Genomic DNA, 22634 nt, shown 5'->3' with positions numbered 1-22634 from the left:
GCTACGACAAGTACGCCACCACCTATCTCGGTGGCGTACTCCTCGGTGCGCTCGTCATCCATCACCGCGTCCGCAAATAGCAGACACGCTCTAGGCGCGGTAGCCGTCCGTTCCGGCGCGTCCGACGACGATCTTCGGGACCACCGCCCGCGACGACAATCGCAGCAGGGCGTCGACGAGTTCGACGATGTCGTTCACCTCGATCATCGCCTCCGGCGGGATCGTGTCGTGGATCCACGCGGACATGTCGGTGTCGACGTACGCCGGGGCGAGCGCGGTCGCGGAGACGCCGTTGCCCGACTCCTCCACGTTCAGCGTCTCGGTCAGGGAGATCAGCGCGGCCTTGGTCGCCCCGTAGACGGCGAGCCCCGCCTCGGCGTACACGCCGGTGATCGATGCCAGGGCCACGACCTTGGACCCACGTCCCGGGTTCTCCGCCGCACCGGTCCGCAGCAGCGGCAGCGACTGCTGCAGCAGGCTGAACGGCGCCCGCAGGTTGACTCCGAGGCTCTTGTCGAATCGGTGCATGGGGAACTCGCCGATGGGGCCCGCGGTTCCCACCCCGGCGTTGAGTACCAGCGCGTTCAGTGAACCGAAGGCGTCGGCATGTGCCTCGACGACCCGTCCCGCCGACTCCTCGTCGGCGAGGTCCCCCGCGACCACGACGACATCCTTCGCGCCTGCGGTCCGCAGGTCGGCGGCCACGGACTCGAGCCGATCACGATCGCGGGCGGTGATCGTCAGCCCGTACCCCTGCTCGGCGAGGCGGGTGGCGATACCGAGTCCGATACCGCGCGAGGCGCCGGTGATCAGTGCGGTGCGACTCATACGGTCTGTCCTTTCAGGGCGCGCAGGCCGGCCGCGATGAATTCGGGCACCGCGTCGCCGGCCTTGTCGAAACCCTCACCGACGGTGGCGCCGACCCGGTAGCGGTGGTTGATGCCCTCGGCGATGACGGCGAGTTTGAAGTTCGCGAGCGCCAGGTAGAAGTTCCAGTGGACCAGTTCGCGCCCCGACGCCACGGTGTAACGCTGTGCGAGATCGTCGGCCGACGGCAGACGCGGGCTCGTCCAGGCCGCCGGTTCGCCGAGCACCAGGTCGAGAGCCGGATGCCGGTAGACGCACATCAGGGCGACGTCGGTGAGCGGGTCGCCGAGGGTCGAGAGTTCCCAGTCCACGACCGCCGCAACGGTGCTCACGTCGCCGGACGCGAGGATGGTGTTGTCGATGCGGTAATCGCCGTGCACGATCGACGACTCCGACTGCTGCGGAATCGATTCGACCAGCGCGGCATGGAGGCGGTCGACGTCCGCGGAGTCCGTCGTCTTCACCCGCCCCCACTGGCTCGCCCACAGTTTGACCTGCCGGGCCACGTACCCGTCCGGGCGGCCGAGCTCACCCAGCCCGACGGCGTCGTAGTCGACGTTGTGCAACGCGCCGAGCACCCGGACCAGTTCGTCGGTGCACGAGTCGATGTCGTCGTCGGACAGCGCCTCGAGATCCGACTTGGTCCGGATCACCTGGCCCGTTACGTGTTCCACCACGGTGAACGACGCGCCCATCACACTGTCGTCCTCGCACAACGCGACGGTGGCGGCCACCGGGACGTCGGTGCCCTGCAGCGCCGAGGTGATGCGGAACTCGCGCGCCACGTCGTGCGCCGAGGGCGTGAGCCCCGCGGTGGGCGGCCTTCGCAGCACCCACCGCGAGGAGTCGTCGAAGATGGCGTACGTGAGGTTGGACTTGCCGCCGGCGATCAACTCGGCCCGCAACTCACCGTCGAGGGGAACGTCCGATTCGGACAGGAACTTCCGCAGCGCAACGAGATCGAGCCCACGATGTTCGGTCATGCGCCCGCCTCCCGCGCAGCCTTCTTCGCGGCGCCCACGACACGCTTGGCGATGGCCCAGCGGTGCACCTCGGACGGTCCGTCGTAGACGCGGAACGGTCGCACCTCGCGGGAGAGCCGAGCGAGGGGCAGGTCGCCGGACACGCCGAGACCGCCGCACATCTGGATGGAGCGGTCGACGATGCGGAAGATGGCCTCGGACGCGTAGGTCTTCGCGATGGACGTGGAGTTGCTCGCGTGGCCGCCCTGATCGAGTTCCCAGCACGCCCGCGTCAACAGTGCCCGGGTGGCGGCGATGTCGATCTCGTTGTCCGCGACCATCTTCTGGACCATGCCGAGATCGCCCAGCTTGCCTCCGAAACCGTCACGCTGCGCGACGTGGGCCACGGCGACGTCGTGGCCGCGGCGCGCCGCACCGAGCCAGCGCATGACGTGCGTCATCCGGGCGGGCCCGAGCCGGACCTGGGCGTAGGCGAATCCCTGGTCCACCTCGCCGAGGACCCCGCTGTCGGGGACGAACAGATCCTCGAAGAACACCTCGCAGTGCCCACCGATCATCGCCCGGTCGAGGGTGTCGATGTGACGCCCCACCCTCAGCCCCTCGGCGTCGGCCGGCGTGAGGAACATCGTGGCGCCGCCGCGGTCGCCGGGCACGCCGGACGTGCGGGCGAAGATGATGAAGAACCCTGCGCCGTCAGCGCCGGTGATGAAGTACTTGTGGCCGTTGATCTTCCACCCGCCCGGCACCTTCTCGGCGCGCGTGGTCAGCGCCGAGGGGTCGGAGCCGGCGCCGGGCGACGGTTCGGTCATGGCGAACGCCGACCGCATGTCGCCGTGCGCCAGCGGGGCGAGGAACCGCTCCTTCTGCTCGGGGCTGGCGATGTGCGCGAGCATGTGGACGTTGCCCTCGTCGGGCGCCCCGATGTTCAGAGCGGTCGGACCGAACAGCGAGTATCCCGCAGCCTCGAACACCGGCGCGCGATCGGTCATGTTCAGGCCGTGCCCGCCGTACTCGACGGGCGCGTGCGGGGCGAAGACACCGGCGTCTTTGGCTGCCTTCTGCAGCTCGACGCGCAGGGTGTCGCCGCCGGCCGCTGTGATGTCGCCGCCGTGCTCGTCCTCGATGGGCAGCACGACTTCGCGGGTGAACGCCTCGGTCTTCTCGACGAGCGCGGTCACCTCGGGTGCGTAGGACAGATCGATCGCCACAACTACCTCCAGTCAGTACGACGACTCCGGTACCGACCGATCACTCGCTCGGTCGAAGTCGTCCCCGACAATTCCACACGTTCGGAAGCCGGTCAAGACTCAGTCGGACGCGCCGACCGTGCTCCTTGCGATCGCCAGGTACCGCTCGACCAGTTCATCGGGCGACAGCGGCCCGTCCTCCCGGTACCAGGTGGACACCGCGACGCACATCGTGACGACGGCACGGCTCGCGTCCTCCGGGAACGGCGTCCGGAACAGCCCGGCCGCCACCCCCTCGCGGACGATGTCGTCCAGCATCTCCTGCTGCTCGTCGCGCAGCGCAATGTACGCCTTCCGGCTCTCCGGTTCCATGCTCCGCGTCTCCCGGGACGCGACGAAGGCCTGCTCACGCCGGTACATGTGGAACCGCAGCAGCGACTCGACGACCGCGTCGAACCGCTCGCCCGGTGTCGGGCCCGCCTCGGCCACCGCCGCGTGGCTGCGATCGAGGAGTTCGCGCATTACCGCGTTCGTCAGCCCCACCAGCAGCGCCTGCTTGGAGGGGTAATGGTGATAGAGACCGGGGACCGACAGACCGGCGCGGGACGCGATCTCACGGATCGACGCACCGTCGTACCCCTTCTCGACGAACGCCGCCAGCGCCGCGGCCAGAACTTTGGACAAACCCTGGTCGGTGTACTCACGCCAGGAACTACCGCGCTGGGTGCCCTCTACCGTCATGGGTCCTACGGTAGAACAGGCACCCGCCGCTCCCCTGCTGTGGTCGCGGGAGTTGACTAGAGTCGAACGAGGTCGCCCAGATCGACAGCCTTCTCCGACAGAGAGCCAGGGACCACCTGATGATCCACGTCCGTCACTCTGCGATCGCAGCCGTGCCCATCCACGTGGCCTTCGCGTACATCGACGACTACCGGACGGTCCCCGACTGGATGTTCGGAGTCTCGGAGTTCCGTCCGATCGGGGAATTCGACCAGGGGATGGAGTCGACATTCGACGCCGCGATCCACATCGGCCCCAGCACGCTGCGGTCCCGGCTCGAGGTCACCGAGTGGGAGCAGGACCGGGTCATCACCTTGGCGTCGCTCGACGGCGCCGCCAACTCCTCCACCTGGGAGTTCACCGCTCACGGTGAGGACAAGACCGAGATCAGCGTGGACTTCGCGTACAAACTCCCCGGCGGTCTCACCGGCAAGGCCCTCGGTCTCATCGTCGAACCGTTCGTCGAAACGGCCGTGAAGAACACCGAGGCGACCTTGCGGCACAACCTCGAGGAGCTGTACGCGAAGCGCAACCGCTAGCGTCCGGGCAGGAAAGCCAGCCGTCCGACGGTTGTCCCCTCGCCGAGTCGCGCGATGCCGTCCGCGACGTCGGTGAGCCCGAGCCGCTCACTGATCATCGGCTTGATCTCGCCGGCCGCCGCCATCCTCGTCAGCTCTTCGTGACACTCCCGGATCGCGGCGGGGTTGTAGGCGTTGTACAGCCCCCAGTGCAGCCCGATGATCGAGTAGTTCTTGATCAGCGCATGGTTCAGCCCGGGCGACGGGATGGTGCCACTCGCGAATCCGATCACGATGATGCGGCCCTCGAACGCGATGCACTTGGTGGACTTCGTGTAGGAGTCGCCGCCCACCGGATCGAACACGACGTCGGCACCGCGACCGTCCGTGAAGTCCTTCACTGCCTGGACGAAGTCTTCGCTGTGCCGGTCGATCACCAGGTCGGCACCGAGTTCCCGCGTGTAGGCCGCCTTCTCGGGCCCGCCGACGACGCCGATCACCTTGGCGCCTGCCGCCTTACCCAGCTGCACGGCCGCGCTGCCCACACCACCTGCCGCAGCCTGCACGAGCAGGGTTTCGCCGGGCTGGATCTGCGTCCTGCGGTGCAGCGCAAACCATCCCGTCTGGTACCCGATCGACAGCGCCGACGCCTCGGCGTCGTCGAGGGCCTCCGGAGCGGGGAACGCGGTGGCCGAGGACATGACGGCCAACTCGGCGAACCCGCCGTTCGGCAGGCTCGGCATGCCGATCACCCGATCGCCGATGGAGAACTCGGTGACACTCTCGCCCAGGCCCACCACCTCGCCGCACAGCTCCACACCGGGAGTGAACGGAAGCGGCGGCTTGATCTGGTACTCACCGCGGCACAACAGCACGTCCGGGAAGTTGGCGGCCGCCGAGAGCACCTTGACGAGCAACTCCCCCGGCTTCGGTTCGAGGTCGGGGACGTCCTCGAACGTCAGAACGTCCCTCGGCTGCCCCAATTCGTGTACACGCCACGCCTTCATCGATCAGTCCTTCGGTCCACCGGCGACGTAGACGACCTGACCCGACACGAATCCGGCGCCCTCGCTGACGAAGAACGACGCGGTGTGCGCGATGTCCTCGGGCTGCCCGACGCGGTTCACCGGGATCTGCGACGCCGCCGCCTTCTTGAAGTCCTCGAAGCCGACACCCACCCGCTCGGCGGTCGCGGCGGTCATCTCGGTCTCGATGAAGCCGGGCGCGATCGCGTTCGCGGTGACGCCGAACTTGCCGAGCTCGAATGCCAGCGTCTTGGTGAAGCCCTGCATGCCGGCCTTGGCGGCCGAGTAGTTGACCTGCCCGCGGTTACCCAGCGCAGAGGTGCTCGAGAGGTTCACGATGCGCCCGAACTTGGCGTCCACCATGTACTTCTGCACGGCCCGCGACATCAGGAACGCACCGCGCAGGTGCACGTTCATCACCGCGTCCCAGTCGTCGACGGTCATCTTGAACAGCAGGTTGTCGCGGGTGATTCCGGCGTTGTTGATCAGGATCGTCGGGGCGCCCAGCTCATTCGCCACCCGCTCGACAGCCGCAGCGACCGACGCCTCGTCGGCGACGTTCGCGCCCACGGCCAGCGCTTCGCCGCCGGCGGACTTGATCGCGTCGACGGTGCCGGCACACGCGGCCTCGTCGAGGTCGAGGACGGCGACCGCGTAGCCGTCGTCGGCCAGCCGCTTCGCGACGGCGGCACCGATTCCCCGGGCGGATCCGGTGACGATGGCGGTTCTACGTTCCTGGCTCACTTGTTTCCTCCATGCTGATTGTTCTCGGTCTTCGTACGGTATTTACGCAGTTCTCTTCTCGCGATGGACATCTTGTGGACCTCGTCCGGTCCGTCCGCGAGACGCAATGTCCTGAGATGGGCGTACATCATGGCGAGCGGGAAGTCGTCGGTGACCCCCGCCCCACCGTGCACCTGAATCGCCCGATCCACAATCTTCAACGCAATATTCGGAGCCGCCACCTTGATCGCCGCGATCTCCGTCCGCGCCTCCTTGTTCCCCACCGTATCCATCAGATACGCCGCCTTCAGCGTCAACAACCGAATCATCTCGATCTCGATCCGCGCCTCCGCAATCCAATCCTGAACATTCGCATTCTCACTGACCGGCTTCCCGAACGTCACCCGCGACGACGCCCGACGACACATCAACTCCAACGCCCGCTCCGCCATCCCAATCGCCCGCATGCAATGGTGAATCCGACCCGGACCCAACCGCGCCTGCGAAATCGCGAAACCCTCCCCCTCCCCCTTCAACACATCCACCACCGGCACCCGCACATCCGCGAAGTCGATCTCCGCATGCCCCTCCCGATCCTGATACCCGAACACCGGCAACCCCCGCATCACCGTCACCCCCGGCGCATCGATCGGCACCACCATCATCGACTGCTGCCGATGCGGCGCCGCCGACGGATCCGTCTTCCCCATCACGATCAACACCCGGCAATTCCGATGCAACGCATTCGACGCGAACCACTTCCGCCCGTTCAGCACATACTCGTCACCGTCCCGGACCATCGACAACTCCACATTCGTCGCATCCGAACTCGCCACCGCCGGCTCCGTCATCGCAAACGCCGACGCCATCGTCCCCGCCAGCAACGGCGTCAAATACTTCTCCTTGTGCTCCGCCGTACCGAACAACTCGAGCACCTCCATGTTCCCCGTATCCGGGGCATTACAATTGCACGCCTCCGACGCAATATGGCTGCGCCCCATAATCTCCGCCAACGGCGCATACTCGAGATTCGTCAACCCCGCACCCGTCCCCGGATGCGGATGAAACAGATTCCACAACCCCCGACGCCGCGCCTCCGCCTTCAACTCCTCCAACACCGGCGGCTGGAAATGCGGATCCCCCGACTCCCGCATCTGCTCCTCGTACACCGCCTCCGCCCGATACACATGCGAATCCATGAACTCCAGCAGATCAGTCTGGTATTGCCGGGCGCGATCGGATACATCGAACAGCGACATGCGGACTCCTCGTGCGGTCGGGTCAGGACGGCTGGGCGAGGAGCGAGGCCTGGTAGCGGCGCATTCCCCGAATCCATCGGTCGTAGTCGGCGCCCTTGTGCCGGTACATCTCCAGCACTTCAGGGTGCGGAAGGATCAGGAACTGTTCGGCTTCCATTGCGGCAAGAACGCATTCGGCCACCTCGGACGGTTCGAGCACCGAACCCGCGGTGGTGACGGCACGTGCGGCGGTAGCCGACAGCGCGGCGTCGTCGGTGAGCAGCTTGGTGTTGACGCCCATCGGGCACAGGCAGCTGACGCGGACCCCCTTGTCGCCGTACGTGACGGACAGCCATTCGGCGAAACCGACGGCGGCATGCTTGGTCACCGAATACGGCGCGGAACCGATCTGGGTGAGCAGCCCGGCGGCCGAGGCCGTGCTGACGAAGTACCCCGCGCCGCGCTCGATCCAGCCGGGAACCAAGCGGCGTGCCGCCCGGATGTGCGCACGGACGTTCACGTCGAAGGCGAGATCCCACACCGCGTCGTCGGGTTCGAGGCCCTCCCCTGCCGCGACGCCCGCATTGGCGAAGTAGAGGTCGACGGGGCCGAAGGCTTGCTCCGCGGCGTCGATGACCGAGGCGATCTGTGCGTCGTCTGATGCGTCGGCTTGCACCGCCAGCGAAGCGCCGCGGTGCTCGGCGTTGATCTTTCGGACGATCGATTCCAGCGCGGTGCCATCGAGATCGGTGACGACGACCTTGGCACCCTCGGCGGCGAGCCGCTCCGCGAGTGCGCCGCCGATTCCACCTCCGCCACCGGTGACGATGGCGACCTTCTGCGCAACCTGCACGAGATTCCTCCCTCGAGGGGACACGAACGTGACCCCAGTCTTCCACAGAAATCACCTGAACCCGGTGTCGGATTCAGCTTCGTCGACCTGGGTGCCCCACGCGCTCACGCCGTCGGAGAGAGCTCAGCTCAGCTCGGGGAACCTCAGCCCGTTTGCCCAGATGCGTGTCGTGGTGAACACGACGTCGTCGAAATCGACCGGAGTGCCGTCGGTCCCGTTCACGCTGGCCACGAACACGTTGTAGGCCAGCCTGCTGACCATCCCCGACAACGCCCGCGACGCCAGCATCGGGTCCAGCTCCTTGTCGGCGATGCCCCGCGCCTGCAGTTCCGCGATGCCTCGCGCGTTGCGCGCGATGAACGCGTCGGCCCGCTGGCGCCGCAGGTCCGCGAACGCCGGGTCGATGTGCGCGACCTGCTCGAGCAGCCCCATCAGCTTGGCGTTACGCCGATAGGCCTCCAGGTAGGCGCGGTTACTCGCCTCCAGGACGGCATACGGGTCGTCGGTGTCCTGCACCCGCTTCATGCCCGGATGCATCATGTCTTCCTGCGCCACCTCGAGCACGGCGGCGAACACCTGCTCCTTGTTGTCGAAGTAGGTGTAGAAGGACCCCGTCGAGCAGTTGGCTTCCTTCGTGATGTCGGTGAGCCTGGCGTCGAGGTACCCGGACCGCTCGAACACCGTCCGCGCGGCCGCCACCAACGCCGCGCGCGTGCGTGCACCACGTGGGGTCGCCGGAGGCTCCCGCAACAGATCGGTGGCCGCCATCGACGGGGCGGGCTGGTCGTCCCACTCTTCATGGACGGTGCGCGTGGTCATTTCCTACTTATACGCCAGCACGGCAGCGCCGCCCAACCCGACGCTCAGGTGATGGTGATGCCGCCGTCCACCGCGATCGTCTGACCGGTGACGTACGCGGCGGCGTCCGACGCGAGCCAGACCACGGTCGCGGCCAGCTCCTCCGGATCACCGAGGCGACCGAGAACGAGCCGCGATTTCATCGATTCGAGGTACCCGTCCTGGTACTGGTCCGTCATCTCCGTCTCGAAGAAGCCGGGGGCGATCGCATTCACCCGGATGCCCTTGCGAGCACCCCACTGCTGCGCCAGGTCGCGAGTGAGACCGATGACCCCGGCCTTGCTCGCGGCGTACGCGGCCTGCGGAAGTCCCGCGGTGGTGAGACCGAGCACGCTCGCGATGTTCACGATCGCGCTGCCCGGCTTCATGACCTTGCCCGCCGCCTGCGCCGCCCAGTAGGAACCGTTCAGGTTGATGTCGACGACCTGCCGGAACTGCTCCGGAGTCTCCCGCGTCGCGGGGACAGCCGTACCGACACCGGCGTTGTTGACGAGCACGTCCACGCGGCCGAACTTCTCCATGGCCGCGTCGATCATGTTCTGCGCCTGAGCCGGGTCGGCGATGTCCGTCGCGACGCACAACGCCCGCCGTCCCGCGGCCCGCACCAGTTCGGCGGTCTTCTCGAGACGGTCGGTGCGGCGCGCTGCCAGCACCACGTCGGCACCGGCCTCCGCCGCGGCCTGCGCGAATGCGACCCCGAGGCCCGACGACGCACCGGTCACGACGACCACCCGATCGGTCAAGCTGAACTTGTCGAGAACGGACATACGAGGCGACTCCTTTGTCGTCGGGCTACGGGGTAGGGGTTCAGAGGCCGAGGTCGCGGCCGATCAGTTCCTTCATGATCTCGTTGGAACCGGCCCAGATCTTGGTGACACGGGCATCCATCCACGCACGGGCGGCACGGTACTCGGTCATGAATCCGTAGCCACCGTGCAGCTGCACGCAGTGGTCGAGGACCTCGTTCTGCACCTGAGCAGTCCACCACTTGGCCTTGGCGGCGTCCACCGCGGTGAGCTCACCGTCGGCGTGTGCGGCGACGCAGTTGTCGACGTACGCCTGGGTGACCTCGACACGGGTGACGAGGTCCGCGAGAAGGAACTTGTTCCACTGCAATGAACCGATGGGCTGTCCGAATGCCTTGCGGTCCTTGGCGTACTGGATCGTCTCCTCGAGAATCGGCGCGGCGTGCGCGAGGTTCGAGACAGCGGCGCCGACACGCTCCTGCGGCAGCATCTCCATCATGTGGATGAATCCACGGTCGATCTCACCGATGATGTTCGTCGACGGGACACGCACGTTCTCGAAGAACAACTCGGCGGTGTCCGCCTCGTGCTGGCCGACCTTGTCGAGCTTGCGTCCGCGCTCGAAGCCTTCCATGCCCGTCTCGACGGCGAACAGGGTGATGCCCTTGGACTTCTTCTCAGGGCTGGTGCGCGCCGCGACGATCACCAGGTCGGCGTTGTAGCCGTTGGTGATGAACGTCTTGGAACCGTTGATGATCCAGTCGTCGCCGTCCTTGACCGCGGTGGTCTTGAGCGAGGCGAGGTCGGAACCACCGGAGGGTTCCGTCATGCCGATCGCGGTGAGCAGTTCACCGGTGCAGAACTTCGGCAGCCAGCGCTGCTTCTGCTCCTCGGTCGTGAGCTGCACGAGGTACGGCGCGACGACGTCGGCGTGAATACCGAAGCTCGACGACACGGCCGCGCTCGCCCGCGAAAGCTCCTCGGCGAGAACCGCATTGAACCGGTAGTCGCCGGCCTCGCTTCCGCCGTACGCCTCGGGGACCTCGAGCCCGAGGAATCCGTTGCGCCCGGCTTCGAGCCAGATCTCGCGGTCGATGAAGCGCTGCTCGATGAGCTTGTCGGCCACCGGCAGGAGGTTGCGGTTCACGAACTCCCGTGCCGATTCGCGGAATGCCTCGTGATCGGGGCCGTACAGGGTGCGTCGCATGACCGCTCCTTTTTCGAAATCCAGCTGTGGTGTGTCCACGCTTTCCGGCATGTAAGCGTGTGCTTATTTTATAAGCGCTTGCTTATACTGATCGTGTGGCGCGGTATTGTCAACAGCCGCGCAGCCGAGGATGGAGAACGACATGAGCGAATCACCGAACCAGGTGATCAGCCCTTCCAAGGCTGCCGCCCGCATCCGAGCCGCAGCCGTCGACGCATTCGCGACCGGCGGTTATGGGGGTACCACCACCCGGGAGATCGCCGCCCGCCTCGATATGAGCCCCGCCGCGATGTACCCGCATTACCGATCCAAGGAAGAGCTGCTCTTCGCGATCAGTTACGAAGGCCACACCGCCGCGCTCGACGTTGTCGTGAATGCAGACCGCCCCGACGAGGCCCCCTCGACGAGACTGCAGGCGCTGATCGGCGCATTCGCGAGCTGGCAGGCCACGCACCACGCACAGGCTCGCGTCGTGCAGTACGAACTCAACGCTCTCACGCCCGAGCACTATCGCGACGTGGTCAAATTGCGCCGCGACATCACCCACATCGTCCGTGCCGTCGTCGACGCCGGGGCCGCATCGGGCGAATTCACGGTGCCCGACGGCGAAGGTGTCACCCTCGCGCTTATGTCACTGTGCGTCGACATCTGCCGCTGGTTCCCGGCCGGCGCGTACACCGAACCGGAGGCCGTCGCAAACCTCTACTCCGACCTCGCCATGCGCCTGGTGGGTGCCGGTTAGGTATTGCCAACGTCCCGCAGGGTCGGCTAGACTAGAACATACGTTCGATTCGGGGGAATCGACGGCAGCCGGGGGGTCGGGGTGGATGCAGCAGGGGTGACCGCGTTTCTGGCCGAGTTACCGAAACTCGACCGGGAGATCGACGATGCGACACGCATCGACGTACTCCGCACACTCGAAGAGGTGAAAGCCGCCTGTGCGGGCGTGCAAGCCCGGGTGACCGCAGACCTCGACGCCTCCATCCGCGCCGCACGAGCAGACCGCGAAGTGCCGGTAGCGCAGCGAGGGCAAGGCATCGCCAACCAGGTGGCGTTGGCACGACGGGACTCACCGTTTCGGGGTGGCCGTCATCTCGGCATGGCGACCGCGCTGGTCCACGAGATGCCCTGCACCTTGGCGCTGCTCGAACGAGGGTTGCTGAGCGAGTGGCGAGCAACGATCCTCGTCCGCGAAACGGCGTGCCTGACCCGAGAAGACCGCACTGCACTCGACTACCTGCTGTGCGCGAACCCGGCAACATTGGACTCGCTCGGCGACCAGGCGGTGTGCGCGAAAGTTCGCGCGGCCGCCGCAGAAGTCGACGCCGAAGCCATGGTGCGACGGGCCCGCAAGGCGGTCTCAGATCGGCGGGTCACTTCCCGTCCCGCGCCGGACACCATGGCCTACGTCAGCGCCCTACTGCCGGTGGCACAGGGGGTCGCGGTGCACGCGACCCTCGCCCGTGACGCCGATTCGATCCTCGCCGCCGGCGACGAGCGCACACGGTCGCAGATAATGGCCGACCTCCTCGTCTCCCGAGTGACCGGCGCGCCCCACACCGCGACGGCACCTCCGATCACCGTGAACCTCGTGATCTCCGACCGCGCGCTCCTCGACCGAGGGTCCGAACCCGCCTACGTGCAGGGGTACGGGCCCGTCCCCGCGGCACTGGCGGGGCACTGGATACATGAGGCAGTCCGGGCCACGATCGATCCGGAAACCGGGGACGAGGCGAGGGTGACTCTGCGCCGCCTGTACGCGAACCCGCACTCCGGAGCACTGACCGCAACCGAATCCCAGGCCCGCTGTTTCCCTGCCGGGTTGGCGAGGTTGATCGATCTGCGCGATCGAACCTGCCGGACACCGTGGTGCGATGCGCCGGTCCGGCATCACGACCACATCCAACCCCGCGAACACGAGGGCCCGACCACCGCACACAACGGCGCCGGTCTGTGCGCGGCCTGCAACTACGCCAAGCAAGGCGCAGGGTGGAGGGCGAAGCCCCACCAACTGCCCGGCGGACTGCACAAGATTGAGATCCACACCCCCACCGGACACCGGTACCGATCAACCGCACCACCACTACCGAAACCGTTGCCGTTCCGTGAGGTTCAGATCAGCTCACCGGTGGAACGCATCCTCATCGAATACCTTCACGCGGCCTGAACATCGGGTCGCTGCGCACTAGACCGAGTGACACACCTGTGCGGTAGCATCTCCGCACGCGGCCGTGGGGGTCCTGTCGAGTACTGGGGGGATGGGAATGAGCAAAACACTGTGTCTGGAAGATGACGCAATCGAGAAGTGTGTCGGCGTGTGCAACACGATGCTGGAGCAGATTGATGAGGCCGCGACAAAGGCGGATCGGCTACGGCTGGTTAGCGGCTTTGGAGGATTCACCTCTGCGCAAGAATTGCAAGCTGGCTATCAGCGAAAGTTCACCGGGGATGAGGACTCTGTCGTCGCACGTCTTGACCAGTTTCGTGACGCGATCGTGTTGATGCGGGATACCTTCGCGGCTGGCGGCGAGGCATTTGGGGACGCCGATAGCGCGATCCGAATAGCTCTGGGAACAATCCAGGGAGGTATAAACGCATGAGAGGCTGGGTTACGGCCGTCAGCGTCGCCGGACTTGCGGTTGTGGTGTCAGGATGCGGCACCCCTGCAATCAGTACCCATTCAGATACTTCGCTCACCACGACGACTCGTACGCCCCGCTACGTCGACAATTCTGACCGACCTCAGGTCACGTTCGATCCTTGCCTTGATCTTCCTGACACCGCATTGATTGAGGCTGGATACGACCCCAATAGTGAAGAGAACGCCGATTTCAAAGGTGGGAGTTACACCTTCCTCGGTTGCAGCTACGACACACCAGAACGGCGATACGGTATGAACGTCCTCTCAGGGAATGTCTCTTTCGCCGAGGAGCAAGAGAAGACGAGGGCCTACGCGACACCGATCGAAATCAACGGCCGCCGCGCTCTCTTGAAGTTCGATCCCGCAGTTAGAAACGCCTGCGATCTCAGCATCGAAACGTCAGACGGATTCCTTGGTTTCACTCGCCGGCTCGTCGTTGATTATGCGGGTCCCGCGCCCGAATCTGAGTGGTGCGCCGGCCTCGAAGAAACCGCCCGCATTTTCGAACGCTACATTCCGAAGGAGGGCTGAGTCGTGCCACCACAGGACGTTACCTCGACAATCCTTGGTTCGTTGGTCTCAGGAGGTGTGGGGCAGGATCGGCGTGCGAGCCTTCAGGACTCGGCAAACAAACTGTTCAGCGGCGCACGACCGGACGATCCATATATCGAAACCATGGAAAGCTTCCACGGGTTCAGCCACGAAGAGATTTACACACATGTTCAACTCATCGAACCGGCTGATATCGACGGAATTGCGCAAGCATGCCATGACATCTCTAACGCCCTGCCTCTTGCCTTTGGGTTCGCCGTCCTCAGAAACACGATCGCCGAAAGTTGGGAGGGGGCTGCTGCCGACGCCGCCACGGCCGCGACGCAAAAACTTGCACAGTCGAGCGGGCAGTTAGCCTCAGGGCTAGCCGCGATTGCCGTCAAGCTCGATATCCTCCGGAGCACTGCCGAGGACGTGAAAGCCTCTGTGCCTCAGCCAGCTAGTTCCGAAGGCGTCCTGTCTGAACTCCCAGTGAGTCCGCTTGCGGCGGAAACGTCCGAGACTGCGAGGGAGGCCGCACGGCTCGAAGCGGTTCGGAGGTTGGAGGCGATCTACGTGCCGAACTACCGGGATGTCGGCACGAACGTCCCGCAACTGCCGGAGCCCTACGCTCCCTCTGGAGACGGTGCCCGCTCTGATGGTGTCTCAAGTCCGCAGGGGACGTTGCCTTACGGGTCGAACCCGTGGGGCACAACCGACAGCAATACCTCCTCCGCGTCGGGCGAGGGCGATTCGTCGGCGAATGGCGAGAACCCCGCGGACGGGGATTCCGCCGGGGATGAGTCCGCGGCTACGTCCGCGGCGAATGCCGAAGCCGCTGCCAACCAGGGCGCCGGGGCGGGATCCGGCTCGGCCGCACAGACTGCCGCCGCGAATGCGCAGAACGCGGCCGGTGCCGGTTCGCAGTCGGGGAGCGGCGCGGGCGCCGCGGGTTACGGTGGCGGAATCGGCGGAGGTTCGGGGTCCGGTGCCGGCGGATCGGGCATCGGGGGCTCGGCGTCGAGCGCGCGCCGGAAGAACGACAAGCGCGACTCCGAGTCAAACTCGAGCGGTGTGGTTCCGGGTGGCCCGATCCCGTCCGGTGGTGCCGCGGCCGGCGCCGGAGCGGCTGCCGCTGCTGCAGCGGCGACTCCGGTGAAGCCGAGCATGAGTCGTCCCGGAATGGGTATGGCACCCGGGATGATGGGTGCGCCCGGCCGTGCAGGCGGCAACGGCGATGGCGACACGGAGCATCAGACGCCGAGCTACCTCATCACCGTCGACAACGGCAACGAACTGATCGGCAAACTCGACCCCGTCGCACCCCCGGTGATCGGCGCATGAACTGGCGGCTGACGTCCGCCCAGTTCATGTGTCTGTGGGAGGCAACCGATCTCGACCGCATGCCGTACCCGCTGCAATACCGGTCCGCGGCCGCGACGGAAGACCGGTACGCCGTCCAGCAAATCGAACTGGAACAGTGGCGGACGGCGCTCGACGAACCGAAACTGGTCGCCGCGATCCAGGCGCTCCGGGATCCGCAACTGTCCGTCACGGTGCTCGCACCCTCCCCCGAACTCGACTCCGGGCTTCGCCGGAGGGGCAGCATCCGGGGCAGGGTCGCCGTCGTCGCCGAACAGCTGCGCGGCGCAGCGGGCCGCGGCGACATCCGGATCGAGGCCAGTGCAGAGGGCGTCGACTGGCTGACCACCCAACTCCTGGAAGACCTGCCAGGCTGCGCGCCCGGACGAACCCCGTCTCTGACCGCGCATCCCGACGACCTCGAGAACCGAAGCAGCGGTACTTCCGTCCTGCAGAACGCCCGGGCCTCCGACGGCACTCTCCTGCGAAGGATCGTGGGCCGGCCGCGGACCGGAATCGGCTACATCTGCGTCCGGGGCGCGCGCAGTGGGCTCGACGAGCCTGTTCTGGGCGAATTGACCTGGATCGACGTCGAAGCGGACGGCCGGTACCTCTATCACCAGGACGACCGTGTTCATCTGCGGTCGGCGACAGTCCGGTTGGTTCGCGACGAGCTGTCGAAACGCGTGTCGGCGGCCCTCGCCAACCCTTCGCCGACCCGCGGCTGAGCGTTACCCTTGTCCCATGACCGATCGTGACAGGGACGGGGCGGGGAAACCCCTCAATGCACGCCCCCGCGACGAACTCGGGCGACCCCTGCCGCACGACGCCGAGGGTGTGCCGCGCATCCCCGACGACCTGCGGTTACCACCCGACGAGGCGATCACGGAGGCTCAGCGGCTACTCGACCACGGCATGCCGTTCCACGCCCACGAGATCCTCGAGGGTACGTGGAAGATCGCTCCCGAGGACGAGCGGGAACTGTGGCAGGGTCTCGCTCAGCTCGCGGTGGGTCTCACCCATCTGATGCGGGGCAACAAGACCGGCGCGCGGTCTCTGCTGCGCCAAGGCCACGACCGGATCCGGCATTACGAGGTGGAGGCGCCGCACGGCCTCGACATCGCCGGCCTCCTCACGTGGTCGGAACACCTCACGGACGAGATCGATCGCGTCGACCCGTTGCCGGCGACGCCCGTACCCCGATTGAGAATCCCCTGATGACTCTGCTCCCCATGTTCCCGCTGGGTTCGACGATGCTGCCCGGTCAGCAGCTCCCCCTCCACGTCTTCGAACCCCGCTACCAGGAACTTGTCCGTGACTGCCTGGACGCACCGGACGGTCCCCGTTTCGGGGTCGTTCTCATTGCCCGCGGCAACGAGGTGGGCGGCGGCGATGTCCGCCACGATGTCGGCACCATCGCGCGGATCGAATCCCACGCCTCGATCGGCGACGGGCGGTACGAGCTGTTCTGCCGCACGGAGGAACGGATCAAGGTGTCGAAGTGGTTGCCCGACAACCCGTATCCGATCGCCGAGGTCGATGTGTGGCCGGACGAGAACACCGGCACCCAGACAGCGGACTACGAATTCCCGTCCCTCATCGAGAGACTCGAATTTCTGTACGGCCTGCTCCGCCGTCTCGCGACGGAGACCGGCAACGTGCCGCCCGACGTTCCCGTCATCGGCGGATTCCGCGGGTCGCTCGGCACGAGGCTCTATGAGATCGCGACGCACATTCCGATGGGGGACGCCGACCGCCTGCAGATCTTGGCTGCGGCCGGCGCGGACGAACGCTTGCGGGAGGTCTCCGAGGCGATCGAGAACGCCATTGAAATGGTCCAGTTCCGGCTGATGTGACCTAGCCCTCCCCGGGGTTGGTCAAGAGCACTCCGGGAAGGGTGTAGTGTTATCAATGCAACGCGGGGTGGAGCAGCTCGGTAGCTCGCTGGGCTCATAACCCAGAGGTCGCAGGTTCAAATCCTGTCCCCGCTACCACTGGAAACGGCTCCGGAGATTCAATTCTCCGGAGCCGTTTTTCGTTGTTCCACATCCTCCAGGACTAGAACGTATTCTCGTACGTGAGGCCTCAGGAGGGACAGTGCAGCTCGCCGACGTCGATCTCTACAACCCGGACACCTTCGCGAAGGGCGTGCCCCACGAGATGTTCGCCGTGTTGCGGCGGGAGGCACCGGTCTACCGGCACGTCGACGAGCGCGGCGACCCGTTCTGGTGTGTCACCCGGCACGCCGACATCGTGACGGTGAACCGGGACGCCGAGACGTACTCGTCGTGGCGGGGCGCCACCTACATCGACGACCTGAGCCCGGAAGACCTGGCGGGCCAGCAGCTGATGATGCTGAACATGGACCCACCGGACCACACGGCGCTCCGGAAGATCGTGAGCAAGGGTTTCACGCCCCGCCGCATCGGCCAGTTGCACGAGATTCTCGCGCGGCGGGCCACGGCCATCGTCGACGCGGTGATCGAGCGTGGAGAGTGCGACTTCGTCGTCGACGTCGCGTCCGAGCTCCCGCTTCAAGCGATCGCCGATTTCCTGGGCGTGCCCCAGGCAGATCGCAAACTGATCTTCGATCTGACGAATCAGATGATCGGCTCTTCCGATCCGGAATTCCATCTGGAGGAAGGTCAGGAACGGGCGGCGGCGGCCCAGATGTTCGCTTACAGCCTGGAGATGTTCGAGGACCGCAAGAAGCACCCCCGCGATGACATCGCGACAGCTCTCATCCAGGCCGATGTGCACGGCGAGAAGCTGGGCGAGCTGGATTTCAACATGTTCTTCATGCTCCTCGCGGTCGCGGGTAACGAGACCACCCGCAACGCCATCTCACACACCCAGCTGGCGCTGATGGAGCATCCCGAGGAGCGCAGGAAGGTGCTCGAGGATCCGTCCAAGCTGGACGCGCTGATCGAGGAGGGTTTGCGCTGGGCCACCCCGGTCATGCAGTTCCGCAGGACTGCGATGACAGACACCGTGCTGCACGACGTCGAGATCTCCGAGGGCGACCGCGTGGTCATCTGGCACATGTCGGGGAACCGCGACGAGGCGGTGTTCGACGACCCTTACACGTTCGACATCGATCGGCCCACCGGCCACTACTCCCAGCACATTGCGTTCGGTGGCGGCGGTCACCATTTCTGCCTCGGCGCCAACCTCGCTCGCGCGGAGATGAAGGTGATGCTGAGCGAGATTCTGCGTCGCATGCCGGACATGGAGCAGACGGCACCGGCGCAGCGCCTCCGCTCCAACTTCATCAACGGGCTCAAGCACATGCCGGTGACGTTCACGCCCTCGTCCATCTGAGCGGAGCGCCGCCTTTTCTGAAAGCCTGGTCGAGTGAATAACGTCGACGCAGTGGTCATCGGATCCGGTCCCAACGGACTCGTCGCGGCCGCGACCCTGGCAGATGCGGGCTGGGACGTCGCGGTCGTGGAGGCGCAGCCGACGCCCGGCGGTGCGGTGAGGTCGGCAGAACTCGTCCCCGGCTTCACCTCGGACCTGTTCAGCGCGTTCTATCCCCTGTCCACCGTGTCACCGGCGCTCCGCGGCCTCGACCTCGAATCGCACGGACTGCGCTGGAGTCACGCGCCCAGCGCGCTCGGGCACGCCCGTTCGGCTGCCGACGAGGACGCACCGGTGATCCATCCCGACCCCGTGGACACGGCCGCCGACCTCGAACGCCGTCAACCTGGTGACGGTGTCTCGTGGACGGCACTGGTCGAGCAGTGGCACGACATCAAGGGACCGCTGCTGAGCACTCTGTTCAGCCCGTTCCCGCCCGTGCGTGGCCCGAGCCGACTGCTGCGGCAGCTGGGCACAGCCGAGTCGCTGCGGCTGGCCCGATTCCTCCTCCTGCCGGCACGACGGATGGCGCATGAACTGTTCCGCAGCGAGGCGGCGCGACTTCTGTTGCTGGGTAACGCGATGCACGCCGACACCCCGCCGGACGCACCGGGCAGCGGCGTCATGGGTTACATCCTGACGATGCTCGCCCAGGACGGCGGTTACCCCGTTCCGGTGGGCGGCGCGGGCGAGTTGTCGGCCGCGATGGTGCGCCGGGCCGAGCACGCAGGTGCGCACTTCCATTACGGCGACGCCGTGACCGGGATCGACGTCCGGTCGGGTCGCGCCGTGGGTGTGCGGACGGCGTCGGGTGTCCGCTACACGGCACGTCGGGCGGTGATCGCCGACGTGTCCGCGCCCGCGCTGTACGGGTCGCTGCTTCCGGACCACGTCGTTCCCGCCCGCGTGCGGGCCGACCTCGAGCACTTCGAGTGGGACACGCCCGTCCTGAAGGTCAATTACGCCTTGTCGCAGAAGGTTCCGTGGCGTTCACCCAGTCTGAGCGGGGCGGGCACCGTCCATCTGGGCGCCGACGACAACGGACTCGTCCGCTGGATGGCCGACCTGACCACCGGCACCGTCCCGTCCAGCCCGTTCCTGCTGTTCGGGCAGATGACGACTGCGGATCCCACCAGGTCACCGGAGGGCACCGAAAGCGCCTGGGCGTACACGCATCTACCGCGGGACATCACCGACGACGCGTCCGCCGATCTGCTGGCCGCGCGAGTCGACGACGTCCTCGAGGCGCACGCACCGGGTTTCTCGGAGCGGGTCGTCGGTCGGGTCGTCCAGCGCCCGTCCGATCTCGAGGCAGCCGACGCGAATCTCGTGGGTGGCGCCGTCAACGGCGGGACGGCGCAACTCCATCAGCAGCTGATCTTCCGCCCCGGGCCGGGGACGTCCCGTTCGGAGACGCCGGTTCAGGGCCTGTACCTGGGAAGTGCCTCCGCGCATCCGGGTGGAGGCGTACACGGGGTGTCGGGCCTGAACGCCGCCCGCGCCGCGCTCGGCGAGGACGGACCGCGCGGCTGGCTGCGGCGACGCACCTCGCGCGCCGTCATCGAGCTGTTGTCGAAGGGGCCGATACCCTAATTTGTCCCGTGCCGGGGTACCTCACCGTGCGATGATCTGAGTCGTCGAATTCGGACCACGAAGGGGCATCATGCAGCATCGAGAATCATCCTTCGCCGGCGTCGGCGGAATTCCCATCGTCTACGACGTGTGGCTCCCCGAGCGGCGCCCGCGCGGCGTGCTGGTTCTGTGCCACGGCTTCGGCGAGCATGCCCGGCGCTACGACCACGTGATCGAGCGGCTCGGGGAACTCGACCTCGCGATCTACGCGCCCGACCACCGTGGGCACGGGCGGTCGGGCGGCAAACGGGTCCACCTGAAGGACTGGACCGAGTTCACCGACGACCTGCACCAGTTGTTCGGCATCGCGTCGACGGACTGGCCGGGAGCCGACCGGTTCCTCCTCGGGCACAGCATGGGCGGTTCCATCGCGCTGACCTATGCACTCGACCACCAGCAGGATCTGAAGGCACTCATGCTGTCCGGGCCTGCGGTCGACGTGACGAGTGGCACGCCGCGCATCGTGGTCGAGATCGGCAAACTGGTGGGTCGCTTCCTCCCCGGAGTGCCCGTCGAGTCGCTCGACGCGAAGCTGGTCTCCCGCGATCCTGCGGTCGTGTCGGCGTACGAGGAGGATCCCCTCGTCCACCACGGGAAGGTACCTGCCGGGATTGCGCGCGGGATGATCCTCGCTGCCGAACGGTTGCCGGAGCGTCTGCCGTCGTTGACGGTTCCCCTGCTGCTGCAGCACGGCCAGGACGACGGACTCGCGAGTGTGCACGGCACGGAACTCATCGCGGAGTACGTCGGTTCGGAGGATCTCACGGTGGAGATCTACGAAAATCTGTTCCACGAGGTGTTCAATGAACCGGAGAACGAGGAGGTTCTCGACGATCTCGTCGAGTGGTTGCGGCCGCGCGTGCAGGCCTGACTTCGGCGGGGGTGTTCTGCACCCCTGGACGATGGATGCCAGGATGGGCTGATGAAACGTCACGTCAGCGCCACTCTCGACATCGAGGTCACCGACGCCACCAGTCTCGAATTCAAGATCGCGGTGACCCGGACCCCGGGTTCGGAGTTGTCGGAATCGCTGACGTTCACCCTCGACGGTAACCGTGTCGAGGCGCGAGAGATGTTGGCGGAGCACGGTACTCGTGTCCACCTTCTGGACACTGCTCCCGGCTCGCTGCACGTCGAGTACTCGGCTTCGGTTCTGGGTAAGGCCGATTCGCCTCCGGTCACCGACTACGACCTGTCGAAGTATCTGCGCCCGAGCCGATATGCGGAGGCGGACAAGTTCTTCGGTTTCACCGGCGGCGAATTCAATCTGTCCAAGCCGCATCCGGAACTGCTGCAAGACATCACCACGTGGGTGGGGTCGCGACTGCTCTACCAGGCGGGTTCGAGCAGATCCACCGACAGCGCCGTCGACACGATGCTGTCCGGGGCGGGCGTCTGCCGTGACTTTGCCCACCTCACGGTGGCGCTTCTGCGGGCCGTCACCATCCCGGCGCGGCTGGTGGCCGTGTACGCGCCGGGGTGCGATCCTATGGACTTCCATGCTGTCGTCGAGGCGTTCGTCGATGGTGAATGGCGTGTGGTCGACGCGACCCGACTGGCCCCGCGTTCGGCGCTCCTGCGGATCGCGACGGGTCGCGACGCCGCGGACACCGCGTTCCTGGACAATCACGGAGGGGCGATCACACTCGAGAGCACCGTGGTGACAGCCGTCGTCGACGGCGAGTTCCCGTCCGACGACTACGCGACACCCACCTCGTTGACCTGACGGATCAGGTTGCGTCCGAGAGCCTTTCGGTGAGCACGCCCACCTGAATCTTCTTGGCGTCGGCGTGCACCTCGCGGCCGGCGTCGGTGACGTCGACGAATACGCCCCGCCGGTCCGCCTCGCACAACGCCCTCGCGACCAGGCCCGCCTTCTCCAGCCGGGCCACGCTCCGGGACAGGGCGCTGGGGCTGAGGTACATCTCGGCCGCCAGGTCCTGCATCCGAGGTCGCTCGCAGGTGGCGTCCATGAGTCGGTCGAGCGTCTCGAAATCACTCATGCTCAGGCTGTGAGCGTGTTGCATCTCACGATCCAACTCGCAGGCGATCTCGTTGTATCTGCTCGCGAGCAGCCGCCACGTGCCGCGCAGGTCTGCTTCAGAGCTCATGAACCGCACCCT

At 66.3% G+C, this 22634-nt stretch carries 25 protein-coding genes and 1 tRNA gene; 14 read left to right on the top strand and 12 right to left on the bottom strand.

The genetic code is table 11. The features are described 5' to 3' along the window. Window positions 1-90: 90 nt before the first annotated feature. The 4 genes from ACFWAY_RS35625 to ACFWAY_RS35610 form a co-directional block, all read right to left on the bottom strand. The gene (locus ACFWAY_RS35625; protein WP_378513825.1) at window positions 91-828 is read right to left on the bottom strand and encodes an SDR family NAD(P)-dependent oxidoreductase; all 738 of its coding nucleotides are present in this window, start codon (window positions 826-828) and stop codon (window positions 91-93) included. Further along, a complete protein-coding gene (locus tag ACFWAY_RS35620) occupies window positions 825-1850 on the bottom strand; it encodes a phosphotransferase family protein (protein ID WP_378458849.1) in 1026 nt (341 codons plus the stop codon). Before ACFWAY_RS35620 ends, ACFWAY_RS35625 begins: the two co-directional genes overlap by 4 nt. Then, on the bottom strand, window positions 1847-3058 hold the full coding sequence (locus tag ACFWAY_RS35615) for an acyl-CoA dehydrogenase family protein (protein ID WP_378458850.1): 1212 nt from the start codon (window positions 3056-3058) through the stop codon (window positions 1847-1849). The genes ACFWAY_RS35620 and ACFWAY_RS35615 overlap by 4 nt, the downstream gene beginning before the upstream one ends. 99 nt (window positions 3059-3157) lie before the next feature. After that, window positions 3158-3778 (bottom strand): TetR/AcrR family transcriptional regulator, encoded by a 621-nt coding sequence (locus ACFWAY_RS35610; protein WP_378458851.1) that lies wholly within the window; start codon window positions 3776-3778, stop codon window positions 3158-3160. Window positions 3779-3897: 119 nt separating this feature from the next. Between ACFWAY_RS35610 and ACFWAY_RS35605 the strand changes: the two genes are divergently transcribed. Beyond that, a complete protein-coding gene (locus tag ACFWAY_RS35605; RefSeq protein WP_005251449.1) occupies window positions 3898-4356 on the top strand; it encodes an SRPBCC family protein in 459 nt (152 codons plus the stop codon). Here the strand turns inward: ACFWAY_RS35605 and ACFWAY_RS35600 are convergent. The 7 genes from ACFWAY_RS35600 to ACFWAY_RS35570 form a co-directional block, all read right to left on the bottom strand. Beyond that, complete coding sequence (locus ACFWAY_RS35600) at window positions 4353-5342, bottom strand: NADPH:quinone oxidoreductase family protein (protein ID WP_378513824.1); 990 nt, start codon at window positions 5340-5342, stop codon at window positions 4353-4355. The genes ACFWAY_RS35605 and ACFWAY_RS35600 overlap by 4 nt on opposite strands. Window positions 5343-5345: 3 nt before the next feature. Next, entirely contained in the window at window positions 5346-6104 is a 759-nt protein-coding gene (gene fabG / locus ACFWAY_RS35595; protein WP_164062969.1) for a 3-oxoacyl-ACP reductase FabG, read from the bottom strand. Continuing rightward, window positions 6101-7342 (bottom strand): acyl-CoA dehydrogenase family protein, encoded by a 1242-nt coding sequence (locus ACFWAY_RS35590; RefSeq protein ID WP_378513823.1) that lies wholly within the window; start codon window positions 7340-7342, stop codon window positions 6101-6103. The genes fabG and ACFWAY_RS35590 overlap by 4 nt, the downstream gene beginning before the upstream one ends. 22 nt (window positions 7343-7364) lie before the next feature. Further along, complete coding sequence (locus ACFWAY_RS35585; RefSeq protein ID WP_378513822.1) at window positions 7365-8174, bottom strand: SDR family oxidoreductase; 810 nt, start codon at window positions 8172-8174, stop codon at window positions 7365-7367. 123 nt (window positions 8175-8297) lie between these two features. Continuing rightward, window positions 8298-8993: a TetR/AcrR family transcriptional regulator gene (locus ACFWAY_RS35580; protein ID WP_378458988.1), complete on the bottom strand. Its 696-nt coding sequence runs from the start codon at window positions 8991-8993 to the stop codon at window positions 8298-8300. A 44-nt stretch (window positions 8994-9037) separates the two neighbouring features. Further along, window positions 9038-9799, bottom strand: a complete 762-nt coding sequence (locus tag ACFWAY_RS35575) for an SDR family NAD(P)-dependent oxidoreductase (protein WP_378458989.1) — start codon at window positions 9797-9799, stop codon at window positions 9038-9040. 40 nt (window positions 9800-9839) lie between these two features. Then, window positions 9840-10985 (bottom strand): acyl-CoA dehydrogenase family protein, encoded by a 1146-nt coding sequence (locus ACFWAY_RS35570; RefSeq protein ID WP_378458990.1) that lies wholly within the window; start codon window positions 10983-10985, stop codon window positions 9840-9842. A 142-nt stretch (window positions 10986-11127) separates the two neighbouring features. Here ACFWAY_RS35570 and ACFWAY_RS35565 point away from each other — a divergent pair, with 142 nt between their 5' ends. From ACFWAY_RS35565 to ACFWAY_RS35505, 13 genes are all read left to right on the top strand, one after another. Next, window positions 11128-11727, top strand: coding sequence for a TetR family transcriptional regulator (locus ACFWAY_RS35565; RefSeq protein WP_378513821.1), 600 nt, complete (start codon window positions 11128-11130; stop codon window positions 11725-11727). 81 nt (window positions 11728-11808) lie between these two features. Next, window positions 11809-13152, top strand: a complete 1344-nt coding sequence (locus ACFWAY_RS35560) for an HNH endonuclease (RefSeq protein ID WP_378513820.1) — start codon at window positions 11809-11811, stop codon at window positions 13150-13152. A gap of 97 nt (window positions 13153-13249) precedes the next feature. Further along, complete coding sequence (locus ACFWAY_RS35555; protein WP_378513819.1) at window positions 13250-13585, top strand: hypothetical protein; 336 nt, start codon at window positions 13250-13252, stop codon at window positions 13583-13585. Beyond that, window positions 13582-14157 carry a DUF3558 domain-containing protein gene (locus ACFWAY_RS35550; protein ID WP_378513818.1) on the top strand — a complete coding sequence of 192 codons (576 nt, stop codon included), beginning with the start codon at window positions 13582-13584 and terminating at the stop codon, window positions 14155-14157. Before ACFWAY_RS35555 ends, ACFWAY_RS35550 begins: the two co-directional genes overlap by 4 nt. 3 nt (window positions 14158-14160) lie before the next feature. Continuing rightward, a complete protein-coding gene (locus ACFWAY_RS35545; protein ID WP_378513817.1) occupies window positions 14161-15501 on the top strand; it encodes a hypothetical protein in 1341 nt (446 codons plus the stop codon). Next, complete coding sequence (locus tag ACFWAY_RS35540; RefSeq protein ID WP_378458972.1) at window positions 15498-16247, top strand: ESX secretion-associated protein EspG; 750 nt, start codon at window positions 15498-15500, stop codon at window positions 16245-16247. The genes ACFWAY_RS35545 and ACFWAY_RS35540 overlap by 4 nt, the downstream gene beginning before the upstream one ends. A gap of 16 nt (window positions 16248-16263) precedes the next feature. Then, a complete protein-coding gene (locus ACFWAY_RS35535; RefSeq protein ID WP_037230957.1) occupies window positions 16264-16737 on the top strand; it encodes a DUF309 domain-containing protein in 474 nt (157 codons plus the stop codon). Then, complete coding sequence (locus ACFWAY_RS35530; protein ID WP_378458973.1) at window positions 16737-17375, top strand: LON peptidase substrate-binding domain-containing protein; 639 nt, start codon at window positions 16737-16739, stop codon at window positions 17373-17375. Before ACFWAY_RS35535 ends, ACFWAY_RS35530 begins: the two co-directional genes overlap by 1 nt. A gap of 61 nt (window positions 17376-17436) precedes the next feature. Then, window positions 17437-17513: transfer RNA gene (locus ACFWAY_RS35525), tRNA-Met, on the top strand. A 103-nt stretch (window positions 17514-17616) separates the two neighbouring features. Beyond that, window positions 17617-18840, top strand: a complete 1224-nt coding sequence (locus ACFWAY_RS35520) for a cytochrome P450 (RefSeq protein ID WP_378458974.1) — start codon at window positions 17617-17619, stop codon at window positions 18838-18840. Between the two features lie 33 nt (window positions 18841-18873). After that, window positions 18874-20472, top strand: a complete 1599-nt coding sequence (locus ACFWAY_RS35515) for a phytoene desaturase family protein (RefSeq protein WP_378513816.1) — start codon at window positions 18874-18876, stop codon at window positions 20470-20472. A gap of 70 nt (window positions 20473-20542) precedes the next feature. Then, window positions 20543-21382 (top strand): alpha/beta hydrolase, encoded by an 840-nt coding sequence (locus ACFWAY_RS35510; RefSeq protein WP_378455956.1) that lies wholly within the window; start codon window positions 20543-20545, stop codon window positions 21380-21382. Window positions 21383-21433: 51 nt separating this feature from the next. After that, a complete protein-coding gene (locus ACFWAY_RS35505) occupies window positions 21434-22237 on the top strand; it encodes a transglutaminase family protein (RefSeq protein ID WP_378455957.1) in 804 nt (267 codons plus the stop codon). A gap of 4 nt (window positions 22238-22241) precedes the next feature. On the opposite strand, the gene ACFWAY_RS35500 is transcribed toward ACFWAY_RS35505, so the two are convergent. Next, a complete protein-coding gene (locus ACFWAY_RS35500; RefSeq protein ID WP_378513815.1) occupies window positions 22242-22622 on the bottom strand; it encodes a MarR family winged helix-turn-helix transcriptional regulator in 381 nt (126 codons plus the stop codon). Between the last annotated feature and the right edge of the window lie 12 nt (window positions 22623-22634).

The organism is Rhodococcus sp. NPDC059968 (assembly GCF_042738615.1).
GTDB lineage: Bacteria > Actinomycetota > Actinomycetes > Mycobacteriales > Mycobacteriaceae > Rhodococcus_F.
The sequence above is the reverse complement of the archived record's forward strand: the minus strand, read 5'-3'. Positions and strand labels throughout refer to the sequence as shown.

Coding starts and splice junctions, on each gene's coding strand:
- ACFWAY_RS35605 (WP_005251449.1), top strand. CDS start 3,898: ATGATCCACGTCCGTCACTCTGCGATCGCAGCCGTGCCCATCCACGTG.
- ACFWAY_RS35570 (WP_378458990.1), bottom strand. CDS start 10,985: ATGCGACGCACCCTGTACGGCCCCGATCACGAGGCATTCCGCGAATCG.
- ACFWAY_RS35530 (WP_378458973.1), top strand. CDS start 16,737: ATGACTCTGCTCCCCATGTTCCCGCTGGGTTCGACGATGCTGCCCGGT.
- ACFWAY_RS35535 (WP_037230957.1), top strand. CDS start 16,264: ATGACCGATCGTGACAGGGACGGGGCGGGGAAACCCCTCAATGCACGC.
- ACFWAY_RS35610 (WP_378458851.1), bottom strand. CDS start 3,778: ATGACGGTAGAGGGCACCCAGCGCGGTAGTTCCTGGCGTGAGTACACC.
- ACFWAY_RS35590 (WP_378513823.1), bottom strand. CDS start 7,342: ATGTCGCTGTTCGATGTATCCGATCGCGCCCGGCAATACCAGACTGAT.
- ACFWAY_RS35505 (WP_378455957.1), top strand. CDS start 21,434: ATGAAACGTCACGTCAGCGCCACTCTCGACATCGAGGTCACCGACGCC.
- ACFWAY_RS35580 (WP_378458988.1), bottom strand. CDS start 8,993: ATGACCACGCGCACCGTCCATGAAGAGTGGGACGACCAGCCCGCCCCG.
- ACFWAY_RS35565 (WP_378513821.1), top strand. CDS start 11,128: ATGAGCGAATCACCGAACCAGGTGATCAGCCCTTCCAAGGCTGCCGCC.
- ACFWAY_RS35555 (WP_378513819.1), top strand. CDS start 13,250: ATGAGCAAAACACTGTGTCTGGAAGATGACGCAATCGAGAAGTGTGTC.
- ACFWAY_RS35575 (WP_378458989.1), bottom strand. CDS start 9,799: ATGTCCGTTCTCGACAAGTTCAGCTTGACCGATCGGGTGGTCGTCGTG.
- ACFWAY_RS35600 (WP_378513824.1), bottom strand. CDS start 5,342: ATGAAGGCGTGGCGTGTACACGAATTGGGGCAGCCGAGGGACGTTCTG.
- ACFWAY_RS35625 (WP_378513825.1), bottom strand. CDS start 828: ATGAGTCGCACCGCACTGATCACCGGCGCCTCGCGCGGTATCGGACTC.
- ACFWAY_RS35550 (WP_378513818.1), top strand. CDS start 13,582: ATGAGAGGCTGGGTTACGGCCGTCAGCGTCGCCGGACTTGCGGTTGTG.
- ACFWAY_RS35620 (WP_378458849.1), bottom strand. CDS start 1,850: ATGACCGAACATCGTGGGCTCGATCTCGTTGCGCTGCGGAAGTTCCTG.
- ACFWAY_RS35500 (WP_378513815.1), bottom strand. CDS start 22,622: ATGAGCTCTGAAGCAGACCTGCGCGGCACGTGGCGGCTGCTCGCGAGC.
- ACFWAY_RS35540 (WP_378458972.1), top strand. CDS start 15,498: ATGAACTGGCGGCTGACGTCCGCCCAGTTCATGTGTCTGTGGGAGGCA.
- ACFWAY_RS35510 (WP_378455956.1), top strand. CDS start 20,543: ATGCAGCATCGAGAATCATCCTTCGCCGGCGTCGGCGGAATTCCCATC.